17 protein-coding genes are annotated in these 18,593 nt (G+C 66.9%); 9 read left to right on the top strand and 8 right to left on the bottom strand.

The annotated features are described in order from the left end of the window. Window positions 1-94 precede the first annotated feature (94 nt). Window positions 95-778 carry a GNAT family N-acetyltransferase gene (locus ABIC16_RS04375; RefSeq protein WP_354290166.1) on the bottom strand — a complete coding sequence of 228 codons (684 nt, stop codon included), beginning with the start codon at window positions 776-778 and terminating at the stop codon, window positions 95-97. A gap of 121 nt (window positions 779-899) precedes the next feature. On the opposite strand from ABIC16_RS04375, the gene ABIC16_RS04370 reads away from it, so the two are divergent. Then, window positions 900-3,644 carry a [protein-PII] uridylyltransferase gene (locus tag ABIC16_RS04370; RefSeq protein WP_354290165.1) on the top strand — a complete coding sequence of 915 codons (2,745 nt, stop codon included), beginning with the start codon at window positions 900-902 and terminating at the stop codon, window positions 3,642-3,644. A 139-nt stretch (window positions 3,645-3,783) separates the two neighbouring features. On the opposite strand, the gene infC is transcribed toward ABIC16_RS04370, so the two are convergent. The 4 genes from infC to ABIC16_RS04350 form a co-directional block, all read right to left on the bottom strand. Further along, window positions 3,784-4,287 carry a translation initiation factor IF-3 gene (gene infC / locus ABIC16_RS04365; protein ID WP_232283442.1) on the bottom strand — a complete coding sequence of 168 codons (504 nt, stop codon included), beginning with the start codon at window positions 4,285-4,287 and terminating at the stop codon, window positions 3,784-3,786. A 262-nt stretch (window positions 4,288-4,549) separates the two neighbouring features. After that, the gene (gene thrS / locus ABIC16_RS04360) at window positions 4,550-6,541 is read right to left on the bottom strand and encodes a threonine--tRNA ligase (RefSeq protein WP_354290164.1); all 1,992 of its coding nucleotides are present in this window, start codon (window positions 6,539-6,541) and stop codon (window positions 4,550-4,552) included. 200 nt (window positions 6,542-6,741) lie between these two features. Continuing rightward, on the bottom strand, window positions 6,742-8,028 hold the full coding sequence (locus tag ABIC16_RS04355; RefSeq protein ID WP_354290163.1) for a methyl-accepting chemotaxis protein: 1,287 nt from the start codon (window positions 8,026-8,028) through the stop codon (window positions 6,742-6,744). 96 nt (window positions 8,029-8,124) lie between these two features. Next, window positions 8,125-8,940, bottom strand: a complete 816-nt coding sequence (locus ABIC16_RS04350; protein ID WP_277968130.1) for an LD-carboxypeptidase — start codon at window positions 8,938-8,940, stop codon at window positions 8,125-8,127. Window positions 8,941-8,986: 46 nt separating this feature from the next. Here ABIC16_RS04350 and ABIC16_RS04345 point away from each other — a divergent pair, with 46 nt between their 5' ends. From ABIC16_RS04345 to ABIC16_RS04315, 7 genes are all read left to right on the top strand, one after another. Then, a complete protein-coding gene (locus ABIC16_RS04345) occupies window positions 8,987-10,393 on the top strand; it encodes a glutamate ligase domain-containing protein (protein WP_354290162.1) in 1,407 nt (468 codons plus the stop codon). Between the two features lie 11 nt (window positions 10,394-10,404). Further along, complete coding sequence (locus ABIC16_RS04340; protein WP_354290161.1) at window positions 10,405-10,647, top strand: DUF6356 family protein; 243 nt, start codon at window positions 10,405-10,407, stop codon at window positions 10,645-10,647. Between the two features lie 146 nt (window positions 10,648-10,793). After that, on the top strand, window positions 10,794-11,522 hold the full coding sequence (locus ABIC16_RS04335; protein ID WP_354290160.1) for an alpha/beta hydrolase: 729 nt from the start codon (window positions 10,794-10,796) through the stop codon (window positions 11,520-11,522). After that, complete coding sequence (locus ABIC16_RS04330; RefSeq protein WP_354290159.1) at window positions 11,519-12,274, top strand: tetratricopeptide repeat protein; 756 nt, start codon at window positions 11,519-11,521, stop codon at window positions 12,272-12,274. Before ABIC16_RS04335 ends, ABIC16_RS04330 begins: the two co-directional genes overlap by 4 nt. A 115-nt stretch (window positions 12,275-12,389) precedes the next feature. Further along, a complete protein-coding gene (locus ABIC16_RS04325; RefSeq protein ID WP_354290158.1) occupies window positions 12,390-12,806 on the top strand; it encodes a VOC family protein in 417 nt (138 codons plus the stop codon). Further along, window positions 12,806-13,540, top strand: coding sequence for a hydroxyacylglutathione hydrolase (gene gloB / locus ABIC16_RS04320; protein ID WP_354290157.1), 735 nt, complete (start codon window positions 12,806-12,808; stop codon window positions 13,538-13,540). Before ABIC16_RS04325 ends, gloB begins: the two co-directional genes overlap by 1 nt. A 51-nt stretch (window positions 13,541-13,591) precedes the next feature. Continuing rightward, window positions 13,592-14,383, top strand: coding sequence for a DUF6491 family protein (locus tag ABIC16_RS04315; RefSeq protein WP_354290156.1), 792 nt, complete (start codon window positions 13,592-13,594; stop codon window positions 14,381-14,383). Window positions 14,384-14,522: 139 nt separating this feature from the next. On the opposite strand, the gene hslU is transcribed toward ABIC16_RS04315, so the two are convergent. From hslU to ABIC16_RS04300, 3 genes are all read right to left on the bottom strand, one after another. After that, the gene (gene hslU / locus ABIC16_RS04310) at window positions 14,523-15,818 is read right to left on the bottom strand and encodes an ATP-dependent protease ATPase subunit HslU (protein ID WP_277968139.1); all 1,296 of its coding nucleotides are present in this window, start codon (window positions 15,816-15,818) and stop codon (window positions 14,523-14,525) included. A 172-nt stretch (window positions 15,819-15,990) separates the two neighbouring features. After that, window positions 15,991-16,542 (bottom strand): ATP-dependent protease subunit HslV, encoded by a 552-nt coding sequence (gene hslV, locus ABIC16_RS04305; RefSeq protein ID WP_277971114.1) that lies wholly within the window; start codon window positions 16,540-16,542, stop codon window positions 15,991-15,993. 99 nt (window positions 16,543-16,641) lie between these two features. Next, window positions 16,642-17,535 (bottom strand): LysR family transcriptional regulator, encoded by an 894-nt coding sequence (locus tag ABIC16_RS04300; protein WP_354290155.1) that lies wholly within the window; start codon window positions 17,533-17,535, stop codon window positions 16,642-16,644. A gap of 90 nt (window positions 17,536-17,625) precedes the next feature. Between ABIC16_RS04300 and ABIC16_RS04295 the strand changes: the two genes are divergently transcribed. Further along, window positions 17,626-18,573, top strand: a complete 948-nt coding sequence (locus ABIC16_RS04295; protein WP_354290154.1) for an NAD-dependent epimerase/dehydratase family protein — start codon at window positions 17,626-17,628, stop codon at window positions 18,571-18,573. Window positions 18,574-18,593 lie beyond the last annotated feature (20 nt).

Below are 18,593 nucleotides of genomic sequence, written 5' to 3'. Positions count from 1 at the left end.
GGGCACGGGTGACGATCAAACCACCGGTTGCCTAATTTCGCAGAACGCACGCCTTCGCGGGAAGGACGGATCGGGGGATGCGCCGGGCCGGACCTCACCCCCGCGTCACCACCGTATAGGTCATCTCCCGCCGTACCGCGAACCCGAGCGCGCGGTAGAGCGCCACCGCCGGATTGTCCGGATAGGTATGCAGGAACACCCCCTCCCCGCGCTCCAGCAGCGGTGCGAGTACCGCTTCCATCAAGGCGCGCGCGAAGCCCTGTCCGCGATGGTCGGGATGCGTGCACACCGCGCTGATCTCGCTGAACCCCGGTACCTTCATCCGCTCGCCCGCCATCGCGACCAGCCGCCCGTGGCGGCGCACGCCGACATAGCCGCCTTGCAGATGCGTGCTCCCGAAGAACGGCCCCGGCGCGGTCAGTGTCGCGAGCGCCAGCATTTCGTCCGCGTCGGCATCGCCCAGCGGCACGATATGCAGCGCGCGCGGCGTCCGGTTCAGCCGGGTCGCGACCATCTGGTCGATCCGACGCTCCGACACCACGACCGTCCCCGGAAGCGCCGGCACCGGGTCCGCCTCGAGCACCCCGAGCGTCCCGCCCTCCTCGATCAGCGCGGCCAGCGCCGCACACGCCGCCGGCGAGTCGTCCGCCGCCGCGCCGAACAGGTTGACCTCGGGCCGGAACCGCACGGCAAGCGCACCGCCAATGGCAAGGGCGGCGTGGCGTCCCGTCAGGCTGTACCAGATCGGGCGGTCGAGCGGGGAGAAAGTGTTGGTCATGGCAGGGTTAGAGCATCAAGCGCAGCGGGACGCATCCCGCGGATTGCCGCCAAACGCATCGGAGCCCGCACGCGTGTTCAACCCGCGTGACGTTCGACCGCACACCCCCTATCACCCGGGAATGCCTCCGCGTTTCGAATCCCTCCCGCAGCGCCGTTCGATCATCGACCGCCGCACCCTCGCCGATGCGCTCGCCGCGCTGGAAGGGGACGCCAGCACGCTGCGTGCCGGGGCGTTTGCCTTGCTCAAACAGGCGCTCGACGCTGGTCGCGCCGAGATCGGGCGGCGGCTGATCGAACATCCCTCGCGCGGGCTGGAAGCGGCGGCGGCGCAGGCGTTCCTGGTCGATCAGTTGCTGCGGCTGATCTACGATTTCATGGTCCAGCGGATCTATCCCAATCCCAACCCGACCACCGGCGAACGCATCACGGTCATCGCGGTCGGCGGCTATGGTCGCGGCGAGATGGCGCCCTATTCGGACATCGACGTCGGTTTCCTGACCCCCGGCAAGCAACCGCCCTGGGCCGAGCAGGTGATCGAGGCGATGCTCTACACACTGTGGGACATGGGGCTGAAGATCGGCCACAGCAGCCGCTCGCTCGACGAGATGGTGCGGCAGGCGAAGGGCGACGTGACGATCCGCACCGCGCTGCTCGAGGCGCGTTACGTGTGGGGCGACCAGGCGCTGTACGACGAGGCCGCGCGCCGCTTCAAGGCGGAGGTCCAGGCCGACACCGCACGCCAGTTCATCGCCGACAAGCTCGCCGAGCGCGACGTGCGCCACCACAAGATGGGCGACACGCGCTATGTCGTCGAGCCCAACGTCAAGGAGGCGAAGGGCGGGCTGCGCGATCTCCACACTTTGTTCTGGATCGGGAAGTACGCGTATAACGTCACCGAGCCGGGCGAGCTGGTCGAGGCCGGGCTGCTCAGCCGCGACGAATATCGCCAGTTCCACCGCGCGGAGAATTTCCTGTGGGCGGTGCGGTGTCATCTCCACGCCATCTCGAACCGTGCCGAGGACCGGCTGACCTTCGACCTGCAGCGCGAGATTGCCGAACGGATGCGCTTCGCCGACCGGCCTGGCAAATCCAAGGTCGAGCGGTTCATGCATTATTATTTCCTCCAGGCGCGCACCGCGGGCGACCTGACGGGGGTGTTCCTCGCGCATCTCGACGAGAAGTTCGCGGCGCGTGGGCGGCGCTTTGGTTTCCCGGTGCTGCGACGCTCGCCGCGCAAGCTCAACGGGTTCACGCTGGTGCGTGGGCGGCTCGCGCTGCCGGCGGACGATTTTCTCGCGGAGAAGCCGGTGCGGCTGATCGAGCTGTTCGCGCTGGCCGACAAGCACAAGCTCGAGATCCACCCGCTCGCGATGCGCGCCGCCGCGCGCGACGCGAAGCTGGTCGACGACATAAGGCAAGACCCGACCGCGAACGCGCTGTTCCTCGACGTGCTGACCAGCCGCCGCGACCCCGAGACGGTGCTGCGGTGGATGAACGAGACGGGGGTGTTCGGTCGCTTCGTTCCCGATTTCGGCCGTGTCGTCGCGCAGATGCAATTCGACATGTACCACCATTACACCGTCGACGAACATACGATCCGCGCGATCGGCCTGCTCGCGCGGATCGAGCGGGGCGATCTCGATGCGGACCATCCGTTGTGTTCGGCGCTGTTCAAGCAGATCGTGTCGCGGCGGACATTGTACGTCGCGGTGCTGTGCCACGACATCGCCAAGGGGCGTGGTGGCGACCATTCGGTGCTCGGCGCCGAAGTCGCCGAGCGGCTCGCCCCGCGGCTGGGGCTGAACCCCGCGGAAACCGAGACGGTCGCCTGGCTGGTGCGCTGGCATCTGCTGATGTCGGCGACCGCGTTCAAGCGGGACCTGTCGGACTTCAAGACGATCCTCGACTTTACCGCCGTGGTGCAAAGCCCGGAGCGGCTGCGCCTGCTGCTCGTGCTGACGGTCGTCGATATCCGCGCGGTCGGGCCGGGGGTGTGGAACGGCTGGAAGCGGCAGTTGCTCGCCGACCTGTACGAATCGGCCGAGGAAGTGCTGCGGCTCGGCCACAAGCAGAAGGGCCGGACCGAGCGAGTCGCGACCAAGCAGGCGGCTTTACGCGACGTGCTGGGGTGGGACGCCGCGACGTTCGCCACGCTGGTCGCCAAATTGCCGGAGCCCTATTGGGTCGCCGAGCCCGAGGACGTGATCGCCGACAATGCCACGTTGATCGCGCAGGCGGGCGACACCGCCTTGTCGATCGCCGCGCGGGTTTACCCCGAACGCGGCGCGACGCTCGTCACGGTGTATGCGGCGGATCACCCCGGGCTGTTCTACCGGATCGCGGGGGCGATCAGCATTGCGGGTGGGAACATCATCGATGCGCGAATCCACACCACGCGCGACGGCATGGCGCTCGACAATTTCCTCGTGCAGGATCCGGTCGGCCGTCCGTTCGACGAGGCGGGGCAGCTCGTACGGCTCAAGAAAGCGATCGAGGATGCGCTCGCCAACCGCGTCAAGCTGGTCGACCGGCTGCTGGCAAAGCCGCTGCCGCGCACCCGCGCGGAAGCCTTCCCGATCGCGCCGAACGTGCTGATCGACAACAAGGCGTCGAACCGCTTCACCGTGATCGAAGTGAATGCGCGCGACCGGCCCGCGTTGCTGCACCAACTGGCGCATGCGCTGTTCCAGTCGAAGGTGACGATCCATTCGGCGCACGTCGCCACGTACGGCGAACGCGCGGTGGACACGTTCTACCTGACGGACCTGACGGGCGAGAAGATCGGCGTCGGGAGCCGGTTGCGGACGATCGAGCGGCGGCTGCTGGGCGCGGCGGCGGGAGAGCGGATCGTCGAGGCGGCGTGAAGATGTGAAGTCGCCCCCTCCCCCGTTCGTTTCGAGCGTAGTCGAGAAAGCTGGCACCAGCGCCGGTTTCTCGACTCCGCTCGAAACGAACGGAAGGAGGGGATGCCCGTCGCACCGGTAGATACCGATGCCTTGAGGCTTACTTGGGCGCGAGCACCATCAGCATCTGACGGCCTTCCATGCGCGGATAGGCTTCGACCTTGGCGGTCTCGGTCACGTCGGCCTGGACGCGCTGGAGCAGCGCCATGCCGAGCTGGCCGTGGCTGAGCTCGCGGCCGCGGAAGCGGAGCGTGATCTTGACCTTGTCGCCTTCGTCGATGAACTCGAGCACCTTCTTCATCTTGGTGTCGTAATCGTGGTCATCGATGTTCGGACGCATCTTGATCTCCTTGATCTCCTGCGTCTTCTGCGACTTGCGCGCGAGGTTCGCCTTTTTCTGCGCCTCGTACTTAAACTTGCCGACATCGAGGAACTTGGCGACGGGCGGATCGGCGTTGGGCGACACCTCGACCAGGTCGAGACCGACCTCGCGCGCCTGCTCCATCGCCTCGCGCGTGTACATCACGCCAAGGTTCTCGCCGTCCTGGTCGATCACGCGGACCTTGGCGGACTGGATGAATTCATTGAAGCGAGGGCCATTCATCGGCGGCGCCTGGCGGTTCATCGGGGGTCGGATAGGTGTAGCTCCTCTGGTCGTTGACAGGTGTATATAGGGGTTTTCGGGGGAAAACGGAAGATGCGCTCGTGTGGGATGTAATGATCCCGCGAGGGGCGTGTTTCGTTGGGAAACTCCCCTCCCCTTCAGGGGAGGGGCTGGGGGTGGGGCAGTGTCTCACCGAGCGTGGCGCTTGGTACTGCCCCACCCCAACCCCTCCCCTGAAGGGGAGGGGCTAAGAACGCAGGCGTTACAGGTCCGGGGCCTTGGCCGCTTCGGTGAGCATCGCGATCGCGTCGTCGAGCGTCAGGAACTGCTGGCGGTCGCTGCCCAGCTGGCGCAGTGCGACCTTGCCTTCCTCGGCCTCGCGCTTGCCGACGACGAGCAGGTTCGGGACCTTCGCCAGCGAATGCTCGCGCACCTTGTAGTTGATCTTCTCGTTGCGCAGATCGGTCTCGACGCGGATGCCGGCCGCCTTGAGCTTCTCGGCAACCTCGCGCGCATAATCGTCCGCGTCCGACACGATCGTCGCGACCACCGCCTGCACCGGCGACAGCCACAGCGGGAAGCGCCCGGCGTGATGCTCGATCAGGATGCCGATAAAGCGTTCGAACGTCCCCAGGATCGCGCGGTGGAGCATGATCGGTCGATGCCGCTCGCCATCCGCACCAACATACGATGCATCGAGTCGCTCAGGCAGGACGCGGTCCGACTGGATCGTGCCGACCTGCCACGTCCGCCCGATCGCGTCGGTCAGGTGGAATTCGAGCTTGGGCGCGTAGAACGCCCCCTCGCCCGGCAGTTCCTCGAACTTCGCCTTGATCGACTCGCTGAGCTTCGAGCCGAGCACCGCCTCGCGCAATTCGGCCTCGGCCTTGTCCCACATCTCTTCGGTGCCGAACCGCTTCTCAGGGCGCAGCGCGAGCTTGACCGCATAATCCTCAAATCCGAGGTCACGGTACACGCTGTCGAGCAGCTCGCAGAATTGCTGCACCTCGGCGACGAGCTGGTCCTCGCGGACGAAGATATGCGCGTCGTCCTGCGTGAACTGGCGGACGCGCATGATGCCGTGGAGCGCGCCGTGCGGCTCGTTGCGATGGCAGCAGCCGAACTCGGCCATGCGGATCGGCAGGTCGCGATACGATTTGATCCCCTGGCGGAAAATCAGCACGTGCGCCGGGCAGTTCATCGGCTTCAGCGCCATCATGTCGGCATTGTTGCTGACGATCGCGGCGTCATCGTCGGTGTTGGGGATCTCGTCGGGAACGACGAACATGTTCTCGCGATACTTGCCCCAATGGCCCGACTGTTCCCACTGGCGCGCGTCCATCAGCTGCGGGGTCTTCACCTCGGCATAGCCCGCCGCGTCGAGCCGGCGCCGCATGTACGCCTCGAGCTGGCGCCACAGGATGAAGCCCTTGGGGTGCCAGAACACCGAACCCTGCGCCTCGGACTGGAGATGGAACAGGTCCATTTCCTGCCCGATCTTGCGGTGGTCGCGCTTGCCCGCTTCCTCGAGCATCGTGAGATGCGCGTCGAGCTGCTTCTTGTTGAGCCAGCCGGTGCCGTAGATGCGGCTGAGCATCGCGTTCTTCTGGTCGCCGCGCCAATAGGCGCCCGACACACGCGTCAGCTTGAACGCGTTCGGGTCGAGCTTGCCGGTCGAGACCATGTGCGGTCCGCGGCACATGTCGAGCCACTTGCCCTGACGGTAGATCGTCAGTTCCTCGCCATCGGGAAGCTCGGCGGCCCATTCGGCCTTGAACGTCTCGCCCTGCTGCTGCCACGTCTCGATCAGCTGCTCGCGGCTCCACACTTCGCGGATGAACGGCTCGTTGCGACCGATGATCGCGCGCATCTCGGCCTCGATCGCGGGGAGATCGTCGTCGGTGAACGGGCGGTCTTTCGGCGCGAAATCGTAATAGAAACCGTCGTCGGTCGCCGGGCCGAAGGTGATCTGCGTGCCCGGGAACAGGTGCTGGACCGCTTCCGCCATGACATGCGCGAGATCGTGCCGCGCGAGTTCGAGCGCATCCGCCTCGTCGCGGGCGGTGACGAGCGCGAGCGCGCTGTCGCCGTCGAACGGGCGCATGATATCGCGGAGCTCGCCATCGACGCGTGCGGCAATCGCCGCCTTGGCGAGACCCGGACCGATCGCCGCGGCGATGTCCGCCGGCGTAGTCCCCGGGGCAACCTCGCGGACGGAACCGTCGGGTAGCGAGATGCGGAACAGCGCGGACATGAGGACAAGGACTTTCCGTGAGGGATGAAGGCCGCGGCTTAAGCCGGGTGCGCTGATATAGGCAAGCGCACGCGATCCGTCACCCTGTCGTGGAAACGTACGACCCATCCGCCAAAAGGGGCGCACCGATGGCGCGCCCCTTTGTCTTCCCAGTCGCCCTTCCCGGCCGTCCGCGCGTGATCCCGGTGTCTTCCGCGCGGTCAGGCATAGGCATGCCGCGCCGGCTCTACCCGGAACCGGTCCGCCTGTGCGGCAAGCTGGACCACTTCCTCGGAGAGGTTGCGCGCCGCCGCAGACGTCTGTTCGACCATTGCGGCATTTTGCTGGGTGGATTGATCCATCGCGTGGACCGCGGTGCTGACTTCGGTGATCGCACTGGCTTGCGCGGCATTGTCGCTGGCAATCTGCTCGGCCAGCTGCGCGGCCTGTTCGCCCGATGTCAGGATCACGCCGAACGCATCGTCGACCTTCTGCACCGCGTCGACCGCGGCCCCGATGTCGACGCGAGTCGCGCTCAACTGGTCGCGGGCGCGCTTCGATTCTTCTTCCGCACGCATCGCCAGCGCGCTGACGAGATCCGCGACGACCGCGAACCCGCGTCCCGCATCCCCGGCACGCCCGGCCTCGACCGCCGCGTTCATCGCGAGCACGCGCGTCTGGAACGCGATCTTGTCGAGCCCTTCGATCACGTCGTCGATGCCCTTTGCGCTATCCATCACGCGCGTCATCGCTTGGACTGCGACATCGGTGCGGCTGCGCCCTTCGAGCACCGCGACCTTGGCCTGTTCGCTGGTCTCGACCGATTGCGTCGCGGCGCGCGCCGTGGCTTTCAGGCGCGAATCGACTTGCTGGATCGCGGCGGCGGTCTGTTCCAAGCTGGCGGCGTTGCTTTCGGTGCGCCGCGCGAGATCGTCAGAGGCCTGCGCGATCTCGCTCGATCCGGTCTGGATGTTGCCGGTGCTCGTCATTACCGAGCCGAGCAAGGCGCGCAAATTGCCGAGCGCCTCGTTGAAGCTCGCCTTGAGCGGCGCATAGACTGGCGGATATTCCTCGACGATGTCGGCGGTCAGGTCGCAGTTGGACAGGCGACCGAAATTGTCCGCCATGCGGCGGACGATCTGCGAGTTGATTTCCGCCTCCTCGTTGAGCGCGTGCTGCGCCTGCGCGGTCGCGCGGAAGGCGAACATCGCCTTGGTCATCCGCCCGACGCAATCCTTATACTCGGTAAATTCGATGGGCGTGTCGAGGTCGCCCGCCGCGAGCCCCTCCATCCGCACCACGGTCGAGACATAAGGCACGCACACCGCCTCGCGAAACAGATGCGCCAGCACGACCCCAACGCCGGTTACGCCCAGCGCGACCCACACCGCCATGGACGACGGCAACAGCACGGTGGACAGGGTCGTGACGCCCAAAAGCGCCACGAACGTCCCGTAGGACACCAGCATCTTCAAGCGAATGGGCGCATCGGCCCGAAACCAGTTCATAGGAAAACCCCGCGCTATAGGACGGCGTGCGACGCCTCGCTGGGACCATCATAGAAAGCCGGCGGTCCGGGCGGGACGCCGCAGGGATTTTTCGTGTCAGGCGACCCCGAACGGCACCACGCGGTTGTTGCGGACGTGCCCGATCTCGGCGCGCCCGAGATAGGGCACGCGCATCTCGCCGCACCAGCGCTGAATCATCGTCTCGATCGTCTCGCCCCATTCGGGTTCGTTCGCCTGGACTTCGCTGATCTGCCCGAGCCGGACGCCGGCGATCCCCTTGAGCTGCGTCGCATGCGCCATGGTGAACAGCATCCGGTCGATCCGGTAGAGCGGTTCGGACACTTCCTCGACGATCAGCACATGGTCGGTCAGGTCGGGGAGCCACGGCGACCCGATCAGCGCGGTCAGGATCGCGAGGTTGAACGCCGCCGCCGGTCGCCCGTCGAGCCCGGGCTCGAGCACCGAACGATCCTTTTTCGTCAGCCACAGCAGGCCGCGACTGAAGCCGACGCCGCCGTCGCCGCTGCCCGCGGTCGAGACCATCGGCCCATGCACCGGCCGCCCGATCCGCGCGGCGTAGAGCGCGCCGAGCACGAACCCCATGTCGGAGAAGCCCATATAGGTCTTGCGCCGCGCCGCCTCGCCCAGCGCCGGGATCGCCGCCTGGAGGATCCGGTTCGACCCGTAGCCGCCGCGCGCGAACCACAGCGCGTCGATCGTCGGATCGTTCGCCATGTCGACGAAGGCGGCGGTACGCTCGGCATCGGTGCCCGCGAAATGCCCGTTGGACAGAAAACATTGCGGGTGGACGACCAGATCGACCTCGGGCGCAATGATCGCCGCGAGGCCCTGCGCGCGTGCCGCCAGCGCTGCGTCGATCCCGCGGGCGGGGGCCACCACTCCGATCTTCATACCATTTCCTGTGGCGATTTATGCTGCCCCGCGATAGCGCCGGGGAATGACTAACGGCAAACCCTACTTCTTCGTCGGCATCGGTGGCAGCGGGATGATGCCGCTCGCGATGATCCTCGCCGGGCGCGGTGCGACCGTAGCGGGATCGGACCGGACGCTCGATGCCGGGCGGCTGCCCGCCAAGTTCGACGACCTCGCCGCCAAGGGCGTCACGCTGTTCGCGCAGGATGGCTCGGGTGTGACGTCGGCGGAGCAGATCGTCGTGGCGTCGGCGGCGGTCGAGGCGAGCGTCGCGGACATCGTCGCGGCGGAGCGTGTCGGCGCGGCGCGGTTGAGCCGCCCCGAACTGCTCGCCTCGCTGTTCAACGCGAGCGCGCTGCCGATCGGGGTTGCGGGGACGAGCGGCAAATCGACCGTCACGGGCATGATCGGCTGGATCCTCCACGCCTGCGACCGCGATCCGACCGTGATGAACGGCGCGGTGATGAAGAATTTCGCGAGCGACGATGCGCCCTTCGCGAGCGCGCTGGTCGGCGATGGCGAAGCGTTCGTCAGCGAAGTCGACGAAAGCGACGGGTCGATCGCCTTGTACCAGCCACGGATCGCGGTGCTCAACAACGTCAGCCTCGACCACAAGTCGCTCGCGGAATTGCGCGCGCTGTTCGGCGCGTTCGCGGGCAAGGCGGAGACGACGATCCTCAACGTCGGGGATGCCGAGGCGGCGGCGCTGGCGCGGACACTCGATCCCGCACGGCTGGTGACCTTCGCGATCGACCAGAGCGCGGACTTGCGCGCGACCAACCTCGTCCCAGCCCCGTCCGCAATCACGTTCGACCTAGTGGCGAAGGGCGTGACCTATCGCGTGCGCTTGTCCGTGCCCGGGGCGCACAATGTTTCCAACGCGCTCGCGGCGCTCGGCGCGGCGCGCGCGGCGGGGGTGCCGCTCAAGGACGCGATCAAGGCGATCGAGGGGTTTACCGGCCTCAAGCGCCGGTTCGAGTTGGTCGGCGAAGCGGACGGCGTGACGGTGATCGACGATTTCGGACACAACCCCGACAAGATCGCGGCGACGCTGGCGACGCTCCACGCGTTTCCCGGGCGGTTGCTCGTGCTGTTCCAGCCGCATGGCTATGGCCCGCTCAAGGTGATGCGGGACGAACTGATCGCGATGTTCCGGGAGCAGTTGCACGACGACGACCGGCTGGTGCTGCCCGATCCGGTCTATCAGGGCGGCACCGTCTTGCGCGAGGTGACCAGCGCCGACATCGTCGCGGGGATCGGCGAACGCGCGCTGCACATCGCCGATCGTGCCGACGCGGCGACATGGCTGGTCGAGCAGGCGTGCCCCGGCGACCGGATCGTGATAATGGGTGCCCGCGACGATACGCTCAGCCAGCTCGCCGCCGATGTGCTGGCGCGGATCGCGCAGAAACGCGGCACGCCCGCCGCCTGAAGGAGACGCCGATGTTCCGCCGCCTGTTCCTCGACCATCCCGCCACCGTCGGCGAAAGCTACACCGAGCATTTCGGCGTCGCGTCGCGTTTCGGGATGACGATGATCGTCGGCGGTCTGGGCGCGGTGGTGCATGCGTTCGTACCGGCGTGGTGCAAGACCAGCGGGAGCCGGACGGTTGCCGAGCTTCACCGCCAGATGGTGGTGAAACGCGGCGAGGTCGCACAGGTGCGCAGCGTCGATTACGTGATCTGACGCGTCTTATTATCCAAAACTTTGGTTCCCCCGCGCAGGCGGGGGCCCAGAGTTGCCGAGTCCAACGCCCGTAACCCTGGACTCCCGCCTTCGCGGGAGAACGATGGTCAGTGCAACCATGCCCCACCCTATCCGCGAGTAATTTGATGATCACCCCAAAAGCCGAACGCCCCCGGCTCGCCTTCAAGCGCACCAAGGGGACCGGCCCGACGGTCGTGTTCCTCCCCGGCTACGCCTCCGACATGACCGGTAGCAAGGCGCTCGCGCTCGAAGCTTGGGCGGTCGCGCAGGGCCGTGGGTTCGTGCGGTTCGATTATGGCGGGTGCGGCAAGAGCGAGGGCGCGTTTGCGGACCAGACGCTCGCCGACTGGCGCGACGACGTGCTGACCGTGCTCGACCAGCTCGTCACCGGCCCGGCGATCCTCGTCGGGTCGTCGCTTGGCGGCTGGCTGATGCTGCTCGTCGCGCGGGATCATCCGGCGAAGGTCGCGGCGCTGGTCGGCGTCGCGCCCGCGCCCGATTTCACTGACTGGGGCTTCACCACCGAGGAAAAGCTCGCGTTGCTCTCCGACGGGCGGATGGAACGTCCCTCGCCGTATGGCCCCGAACCGACGCTCTATACCCGCGCCTTCTGGCAATCGGGTGAGGCCAACCGGTTGATGTCGGGCGGGATCGCGGTCGATTGCCCGGTGCGCTTCGTGCAGGGGATGAACGACGCCGACGTCCCCTACAACCGCACCGTGCGGCTGGCGGAACTCGTTCGTTCAGCCGATGTGCAGGTGCATCTGATCAAGGACGGCGACCACCGCCTGTCGCGCGACTCCGATATCGCGCTGCTGATCCAGGCGATCGAGGATGTGACGCCCGCCTTATGATCCTGTTCCTCCTCGCCCAGGCTGCTACTCCCACGCCGATGGGCCCGGTCGGCCCCGCCTCCAGCGAACGCGCGCGCTACGAGCATTGTCTCGACCGTGCGACCTCCGACCCGGCGGGTGCGGAAGCCGAGGCGGGCGCGTGGCGGGTTGCGGGCGGCGGGTTCCTCGCAAGCCAGTGCCTCGGCATGGCGTATAGTCGCGAACAACGCTGGTCCGCCGCGTCCATCGCGTTCGAAACCGCCGCCACCGCCGCCGAGAAGGCCAAGGATGCGCGCAGCTCGGGCTATTGGGCGCAAGCGGGCAACGCCTGGCTCGCGGCGGGCGACGCGAGCAAGGCGCGCGCCGCGCTCGATGCCGCGATCGCGAGCGGGACGCTGACCGGCATGGACCTTGGCGAAGCGCATCTCGACCGGGCGCGGGCGCTCGTCACCGCGAACGACATGGAGGGCGCGCGCGACGATCTCGACCGGGCGTTGAGCGAAGTTCCGAAGGACCCGCTGGCGTGGCTGTTGTCGGCGACGCTCGCACGGCGCACCGGCGACATGCCGCGCGCGCAAAAGGACATTGCCGAGGCGCTTCGGCTGGGTGGCGACGACAGCGACGTCCAGCTCGAGGCGGGCAATATCGCCGCCAAGGCGGGCGACGCGACCAATGCCAAGGCGGCGTGGCAGCAGGCCGCCAACCTTCGCCCCGACAGTCCATCGGGCAAGGCGGCCGCGGCGGCGTTGCAACAGTTCAGCGGCGCGCAATAGGCGGTCACAAGCCCGCGATGGGGTGCGCGGGAAAGCGTCCCGATTGCGTCGCCAGGGTGGCAGACCAACCGGCGCGCCCCTATCTGACGAGGCAACCGCATGGGAGCGCCTGTCGATGAAGTACCTCCACACCATGATCCGCGTCACCGACCCGGTCGCGACGATCGATTTCTTCAAGGTCCTCGGCCTCGAGGAAGTTCGCCGGATCGACAATGAGAAGGGCCGCTTTTCGCTGATCTTCCTCGCTGCCCCCGGCGATCACGACGCGCAGGTCGAGCTGACCCACAATTGGGACCCGGAAGCGTATGACGGCGGCCGCAATTTCGGCCACCTCGCCTACCGGGTCGAGAATGTCTACGAGACGTGCCAGCGCCTGATGGATTCGGGCGTGACGATCAACCGCGCGCCGCGCGACGGCAACATGGCGTTCGTCCGCACCCCCGACAACATCTCGATCGAACTGCTCCAGGAAGGCGACCCGCTCCCGCCCGCCGAGCCGTGGTCGTCGATGCCCAACACCGGCGTCTGGTAATGGCAACCGATCTCGAGATCGTCTGCGTCCCCGCGCTCAGCGACAATTACGTATGGCTGATCCACGACACCGTTTCGAACGAGACGGTGGTCGTCGACCCGAGCGAGGCCGAACCGGTGCTCGCGGCGGCGGAGCAGCGCGGCTGGACGATCTCGCAGATCTGGAACACCCACTGGCATGGCGATCACACCGGCGGCAACGCCGCGATCAAGGCGCTCGGCGCGACGGTCAGCGGACCTTCGGCCGAGGCTGACCGGATCCCGACGCTCGATTATGGCCTGCGCGAGGGCGACAGCGTGCGGATCGGCGCGCACGTTGCGCGGGTGATCGAGACGCCGGGGCATACCGCCGGGCATATCGTCTTTCACATGGCGGACGATGCGCTGTTGTTCAGTGGCGACACGCTGTTCGCGATGGGCTGCGGGCGGTTGTTCGAAGGCACTGCGGCGCAGATGTTCACCAACATGCAGCGGCTGGCGGATCTGCCCAGGGACACGGTCGTCTATTGCGCGCACGAATATACCGCGTCGAACGGTCGCTTCGCCGTGGTGGCTGAGCCGGACAATGCCGCGGTCGCAGAGCGGATGCGCGACGTCGATGCGAAACGCGCGGCAGGGCAGCCGACCGTCCCCACGACGATCGCGCTGGAACAGGCGACCAACCCCTTCCTTCGTGCGTCGTCCGCAGAGCAGCTTGCCGAGCGGCGTGCGGCGAAGGATGCTTTCCGGGGGTGAACGGTGTACGATCCTCCCAGGCAGGGGACACGCCAGCCAGAGGATGATCTGATGATTCGTCTGTTATTACCCGTCGTGCTGCTGACCGTCGGCAGCGCGGCCTTGTCCGCCGACAAGCGGACGACCAGCCAGGAACGCCAGGCCGCCAAGGACTCGGCCGAACTCGACAAGCGTCTGGCCGGGCTGGTGCCGGGCAAGCCCGAGCAATGCATACAGCAGACCCGCTATCGCGACTCGACGCGGATCGGCGATACGATTCTGTATATTTCCACCAAGAACGACCTGTACCGCACCGACACCAATGGCGGCTGCTTCGGGCTGCGGCGTGGCGATGCGATCGTAACCCGCACCTATACCGGGCAATTGTGCCGGGGCGACATCCTCCAGACGGTCGATCTCGTCTCGCGTATTCCGAGACGGGAGCTGCACGTTCGGTGCGTTCACGCACTATCGCAAGCCATGATCCGGCTCACGCTCGCCGCGCTGGCGCTGGGGGCGGCGACGTCCTCCGACACGCGCGATCTCGATGCGGCGCTCAAGGATCGGACGCCGGGTGCGCCGCAGAATTGTCTGCGCGGTTTCGGCAGCCAGACGCAGAACCCGCAGATCATCGACGATCACACGCTGCTCTATCCCGACGGCAGCCGGATCTGGCGCAACGACTTGCCCGCGGCGTGTCCGGGGCTAGATTCCAATGCGATCCTCGTCACTGAGGTGCGCAGTGGGCAGCTTTGCCAGAACGACCAGATCTATACGCTGCAGCGTGGGGGGATCGGGATACCCGGGCCGCGCTGCCGGTTGGGGATGTTCACGCCGTACAGCAAGGTGAAGCGGGCGCGGTAAGCCCGACCACCGACCCACCCATACTCCGTTCGCCCTGAGCGAAGTCGAAGGGCCCTCGCAGCAGGATCGATGCCTGTGCCGCGAAAAGGCTTCGACTTCGCTCAGCCCGAACGGGTCGGGGGAGGAGCCCACCTGCCCCTTACAACACGAACCGGCTGAGGTCGGTATTGCGCGCAATCCCCGCGAGATGCGTCTCGACATAGGCCGCGTCGATCGCGATCGTCTCGCCGCCGCGGTCCTCGGCGTTGAAGCTGATGTCCTCGAGCAGCTTCTCCATCACCGTCTGCAAGCGCCGTGCGCCGATGTTCTCGACGTCGCCGTTGACCAGTGCCGCCATCTTCGCAATCGCGCGGATGCCGTCCTCTGTAAAGGTGATCGTGACGCCCTCGGTCGCGATCAGCGCCACATATTGCTGCGTCAGCGACGCTTTGGTGTCGCTCAGGATCGCAACGAAATCATCCTCGGTCAGCGCCTTCAATTCGACGCGGATCGGCAGGCGCCCCTGCAACTCGGGGAGCAGGTCGGACGGCTTCGCGACATGGAACGCGCCGCTCGCGATGAAGAGGACATGGTCGGTCTTCATCGGCCCGTATTTGGTCGCGACCGTCGTTCCCTCGATTAGCGGGAGCAGATCGCGCTGGACGCCCTCGCGGCTGACCGAACCGCCGCGCACGTCGCTCACCGCGATCTTGTCGATCTCGTCGAGGAAGACGATCCCGTTCGCCTCGGCATCCGCGAGCGCGACGCGGCTGACCTCGTCCTGGTCGAGCCGCTTGTCCGCCTCTTCCTCGACCAATTTGTCCCACGCCTGCGGCACGGTCAGCTTGCGGCGCTTCATCTGGCCGCCGCCGAACGCCTTGCCCATCATCTCGGACAGGTTGATCATCTGCGCGCCGCCGCCGGGCATTTCGAACGGCATGTTGGGCGCGGCCTCGAGTTCGATCTCGATCTCGGTGTCGCGGAGATGGCCGTCGTGGAGGCGCTGGCGGAACGCTTCCCGCGTCGCTTCGCTCGCGCCCTTGCCGGTCAGCGCGTCGAGCAGCCGCGCGAGCGCGGCTTCCTCCGCCTTGTCCTTGACCGCGCTGCGGCGGCGTTCCTTCTCGAGCCGGACCGCTTCCTCGACCAGGTCGCGCGCGATCTGCTCGACGTCGCGACCGACATAGCCGACCTCGGTGAACTTGGTCGCTTCGATCTTGATGAACGGCGCGTCGGCGAGCTTGGCCAAACGGCGGCTGATCTCGGTCTTGCCGCAGCCGGTCGGCCCGATCATCAGGATGTTCTTAGGGGACACCTCGTCGCGCAGATCGTCGCCGAGCTGCTGCCGCCGCCAGCGATTGCGCATCGCGACCGCGACCGCGCGCTTGGCGTCGGCCTGACCGATGATGTGCGCGTCGAGCGCGCGGACGATGGCCTTGGGGGTAAGGGAGTCGTTCATTTGTCTCTCTCAAGCCGCTTCCCTTCAGGGAAGGGGTTGGGGGTCTCTCTCAAGCCCCTCCCCTCCAGAGGAGGGGTTGGGGTGGGGCAGTTCCGGGTGCCTCGGGCGGGGGGCATGTTTCCCACGTCCCCACCCCAACACCCTCCCCTGAAGGGGAGGGGCTTTGCTTGGCTCAGGGCGTTTCGATGCTTTCGACCGTCAGGCGGTCGTTGGTGTAGACGCAGACCTCCGCCGCGATCGCCATCGCCTTGCGGCAGATCGTCTCGGCATCGGCTTCGTAATCGACCAGCGCCCGCGCGGCCGCGAGCGCGTAATTGCCGCCCGACCCGATCGCCGCGACGCCTGCCTCGGGCTCGAGCACGTCGCCGTTGCCGGTCAGGATCAGCGTCACTTCCTTGTCCGCGACGATCATCATCGCTTCCAGGTTGCGCAGATACTTGTCGGTCCGCCAGTCCTTGGCGAGTTCGACCGCCGAGCGCAGCAACTGCCCGTGATGCTGCTCGAGCTTGCGCTCCAGCCGCTCGAACAGCGTGAAGGCATCCGCCGTCGCGCCCGCGAACCCGGCGATCACCGAGCCGTCACCGAGCCGCCGCACCTTCTTGGCGTTGGGTTTCATGACCGTCTGGCCCTGTGTCACCTGACCGTCTCCGGCGATGACGACTCGACCATTGCGACGCACGGACAGGATCGTGGTGCCGTGCCACACCGTTTCGTTTCCACTCATGCAGCGCGATATGGGGCGGCGGTGCGCGCGGTGCAATCGGTCTGCCGCAGCGGCGGAGCATCTCGCGGGACTGTGCCGCTCCAGCTGCGCGGGTTTGGGTCAACCGCCGCCGCGCGGTGGTGCGCCGAATTCGGCGACCAGAGCGTCGAAGACTGCGCGGCATCGCGGGCTGTTGCCGAGGTCTTCGTGCATCACGATCCAGACACCGAGGTCGATCGCGAAGCCATCCGGCAGCACGCGGACGAGCTGCGGATCGCGCGCGGCAACCGGGAGCTGGCAGATGCCGATCCCGAAGCCCGCTCGAATCGCGGCAAGCTGCGCAACGTCGCTGTCGACCCGCAGCGCGAACGCCGCGCGGTTCAGTTCGGGGAAAAGCTCGGCAATGGCGCGGATCGCCGGGGTCTCCGTGTCGAACCCGATGAGATCATGGTCGGCCAGATCGGCGACGGTCGTGGGCGCGCCGCGACGCGCGAGATAGTCCGCATGGGCATGCAAGCCGAGCGGGATCGGCAAGACCTTGCGCGCGATCAGCGACTGCTGAGTCGGTTGCACCATGCGCACCGCGATATCGGCCTGGCGCTGCAGCAGGTCATCGACGCTGTTCGACGCCGAAAGCTCGAACGCGAGCGCGGGATGCCGCTTCCGCAGCCGCGCCAGCATGGCCGGGAGATGCTCGGCGCTGACCACTTCGCTCGCGCTGATCCGCACGGTTCCGGCGACCGTGTCGGCACCGCCATCCGCCGTGCGCAGCAGGGCCGCCGTGGTCGAGGCAAGCAACGCGGCGTAGGGCCTAAGCTCGATCGCGGCGGCGGTCGGCGTCAGGCCGCGCTGCGAACGCACGAACAGATCGCGCCCGATCGCCTGTTCCAGCGCGTCGATATGGCGCGCGACGCTGGGCTGGGTCAGCCCGAGGCTGCGCGCAGCGCCTGACAAGGAACCGGTCCGCAACACCGCGTCGAACGTACGATACAGATCCCAGCTCGGTGCGCTCATCTGTTCTCGTATAATCGATCCACGAATTTCGGCAATTTCGTTCAACCGGGATCGGCTGCATCTCTTCGCCACACACAGCGGAGACGAACCATGGAACGCAAGATCGCATTGGTACTGGGCGCAACCGGCGGAATCGGCAGCGCCGTCGCGCGACGACTGCGGGAAAGCGGCTGGCACGTTCGTGCGCTGCATCGCGCGCCCGACCGCGTGGCGGCACGGCATGACTTCGAATGGCATGCCGGGGACGCGATGGTCACGCGCGACGTTGCCGCCGCCGCCAAGGGCGCAGCGTTGATCGTCCACGCGGTGAACCCGCCGGGCTATCGCGACTGGGATCGGCTGGTCCTACCGATGCTCGACAACACCATCGCCGCGGCGCGCGCGAATGATGCTCGGATCCTGTTTCCAGGCACCGTCTACAATTACGGTCGCGACGCCTTTCCGGACATTGCCGAGGACGCGCCGCAGCATCCCAACACCCGCAAGGGTGCGATCCGCGTGGAGATGGAGCGACGGCTGCGCGCCTTCGCCGAGACCGAGGCGGGGCGTGTGCTGATCGTGCGCGCGGGTGACTTCTTTGGCCCCGGAGCGGCGAACAATTGGTTCGCGCAACTGGTCCCGGCGGGCAAGCGGCCCGCTGCCATCACCTATCCCGGTAGACGGGGCGTCGGGCATCAATGGGCGTATCTGCCCGACGTCGCCGAGACCATGGTACAGTTGCTGGAGACGGACGGGCTGGACGCTTTCGCCAGCTTTCACATGGAGGGGGTGTGGGACGCCGACGGTACGACAATGACCGACGCGATCTGCCGAGCATTGGGCGATCCCGCGGTGCCGGTCCGCAAGACACCGTGGTGGGTGATGCGGCTGATATCGCCATTCGTGCCGACGCTTCGCGAAGTGTTCAAGATGAAATATCTTTGGGATCGGCCAGTCAGGCTCGTCAACGGCCGTCTACGGGCTATGCTGGGACACGAACCGCGCACGTCGTTGGACGATGCCGTTCGCACGACGCTCCGGGGAATGGGATGTCTTTAGACGGCTTCCCCCCGGCCTTG

Origin of the sequence: Sphingomonas sp. PvP055 (genome assembly GCF_040546365.1) — a bacterium.
GTDB lineage: Bacteria > Pseudomonadota > Alphaproteobacteria > Sphingomonadales > Sphingomonadaceae > Sphingomonas > Sphingomonas echinoides_A.
The sequence above is the reverse complement of the archived record's forward strand: the minus strand, read 5'-3'. Positions and strand labels throughout refer to the sequence as shown.

Bases quoted from the DNA above. Each gene is read 5' to 3' on its own strand.
- thrS (WP_354290164.1), bottom strand. From the start codon at position 6,541: ATGTCCGCGCTGTTCCGCATCTCGCTACCCGACGGTTCCGTCCGCGAG.
- ABIC16_RS04300 (WP_354290155.1), bottom strand. From the start codon at position 17,535: ATGAGCGCACCGAGCTGGGATCTGTATCGTACGTTCGACGCGGTGTTG.
- ABIC16_RS04295 (WP_354290154.1), top strand. From the start codon at position 17,626: ATGGAACGCAAGATCGCATTGGTACTGGGCGCAACCGGCGGAATCGGC.
- ABIC16_RS04345 (WP_354290162.1), top strand. From the start codon at position 8,987: ATGACTAACGGCAAACCCTACTTCTTCGTCGGCATCGGTGGCAGCGGG.
- infC (WP_232283442.1), bottom strand. From the start codon at position 4,287: ATGAATGGCCCTCGCTTCAATGAATTCATCCAGTCCGCCAAGGTCCGC.
- ABIC16_RS04330 (WP_354290159.1), top strand. From the start codon at position 11,519: ATGATCCTGTTCCTCCTCGCCCAGGCTGCTACTCCCACGCCGATGGGC.
- ABIC16_RS04370 (WP_354290165.1), top strand. From the start codon at position 900: ATGCCTCCGCGTTTCGAATCCCTCCCGCAGCGCCGTTCGATCATCGAC.
- ABIC16_RS04355 (WP_354290163.1), bottom strand. From the start codon at position 8,028: ATGAACTGGTTTCGGGCCGATGCGCCCATTCGCTTGAAGATGCTGGTG.
- ABIC16_RS04350 (WP_277968130.1), bottom strand. From the start codon at position 8,940: ATGAAGATCGGAGTGGTGGCCCCCGCCCGCGGGATCGACGCAGCGCTG.
- ABIC16_RS04375 (WP_354290166.1), bottom strand. From the start codon at position 778: ATGACCAACACTTTCTCCCCGCTCGACCGCCCGATCTGGTACAGCCTG.
- gloB (WP_354290157.1), top strand. From the start codon at position 12,806: ATGGCAACCGATCTCGAGATCGTCTGCGTCCCCGCGCTCAGCGACAAT.
- ABIC16_RS04340 (WP_354290161.1), top strand. From the start codon at position 10,405: ATGTTCCGCCGCCTGTTCCTCGACCATCCCGCCACCGTCGGCGAAAGC.
- hslU (WP_277968139.1), bottom strand. From the start codon at position 15,818: ATGAACGACTCCCTTACCCCCAAGGCCATCGTCCGCGCGCTCGACGCG.
- hslV (WP_277971114.1), bottom strand. From the start codon at position 16,542: ATGAGTGGAAACGAAACGGTGTGGCACGGCACCACGATCCTGTCCGTG.
- ABIC16_RS04315 (WP_354290156.1), top strand. From the start codon at position 13,592: ATGATTCGTCTGTTATTACCCGTCGTGCTGCTGACCGTCGGCAGCGCG.
- ABIC16_RS04325 (WP_354290158.1), top strand. From the start codon at position 12,390: ATGAAGTACCTCCACACCATGATCCGCGTCACCGACCCGGTCGCGACG.
- ABIC16_RS04335 (WP_354290160.1), top strand. From the start codon at position 10,794: ATGATCACCCCAAAAGCCGAACGCCCCCGGCTCGCCTTCAAGCGCACC.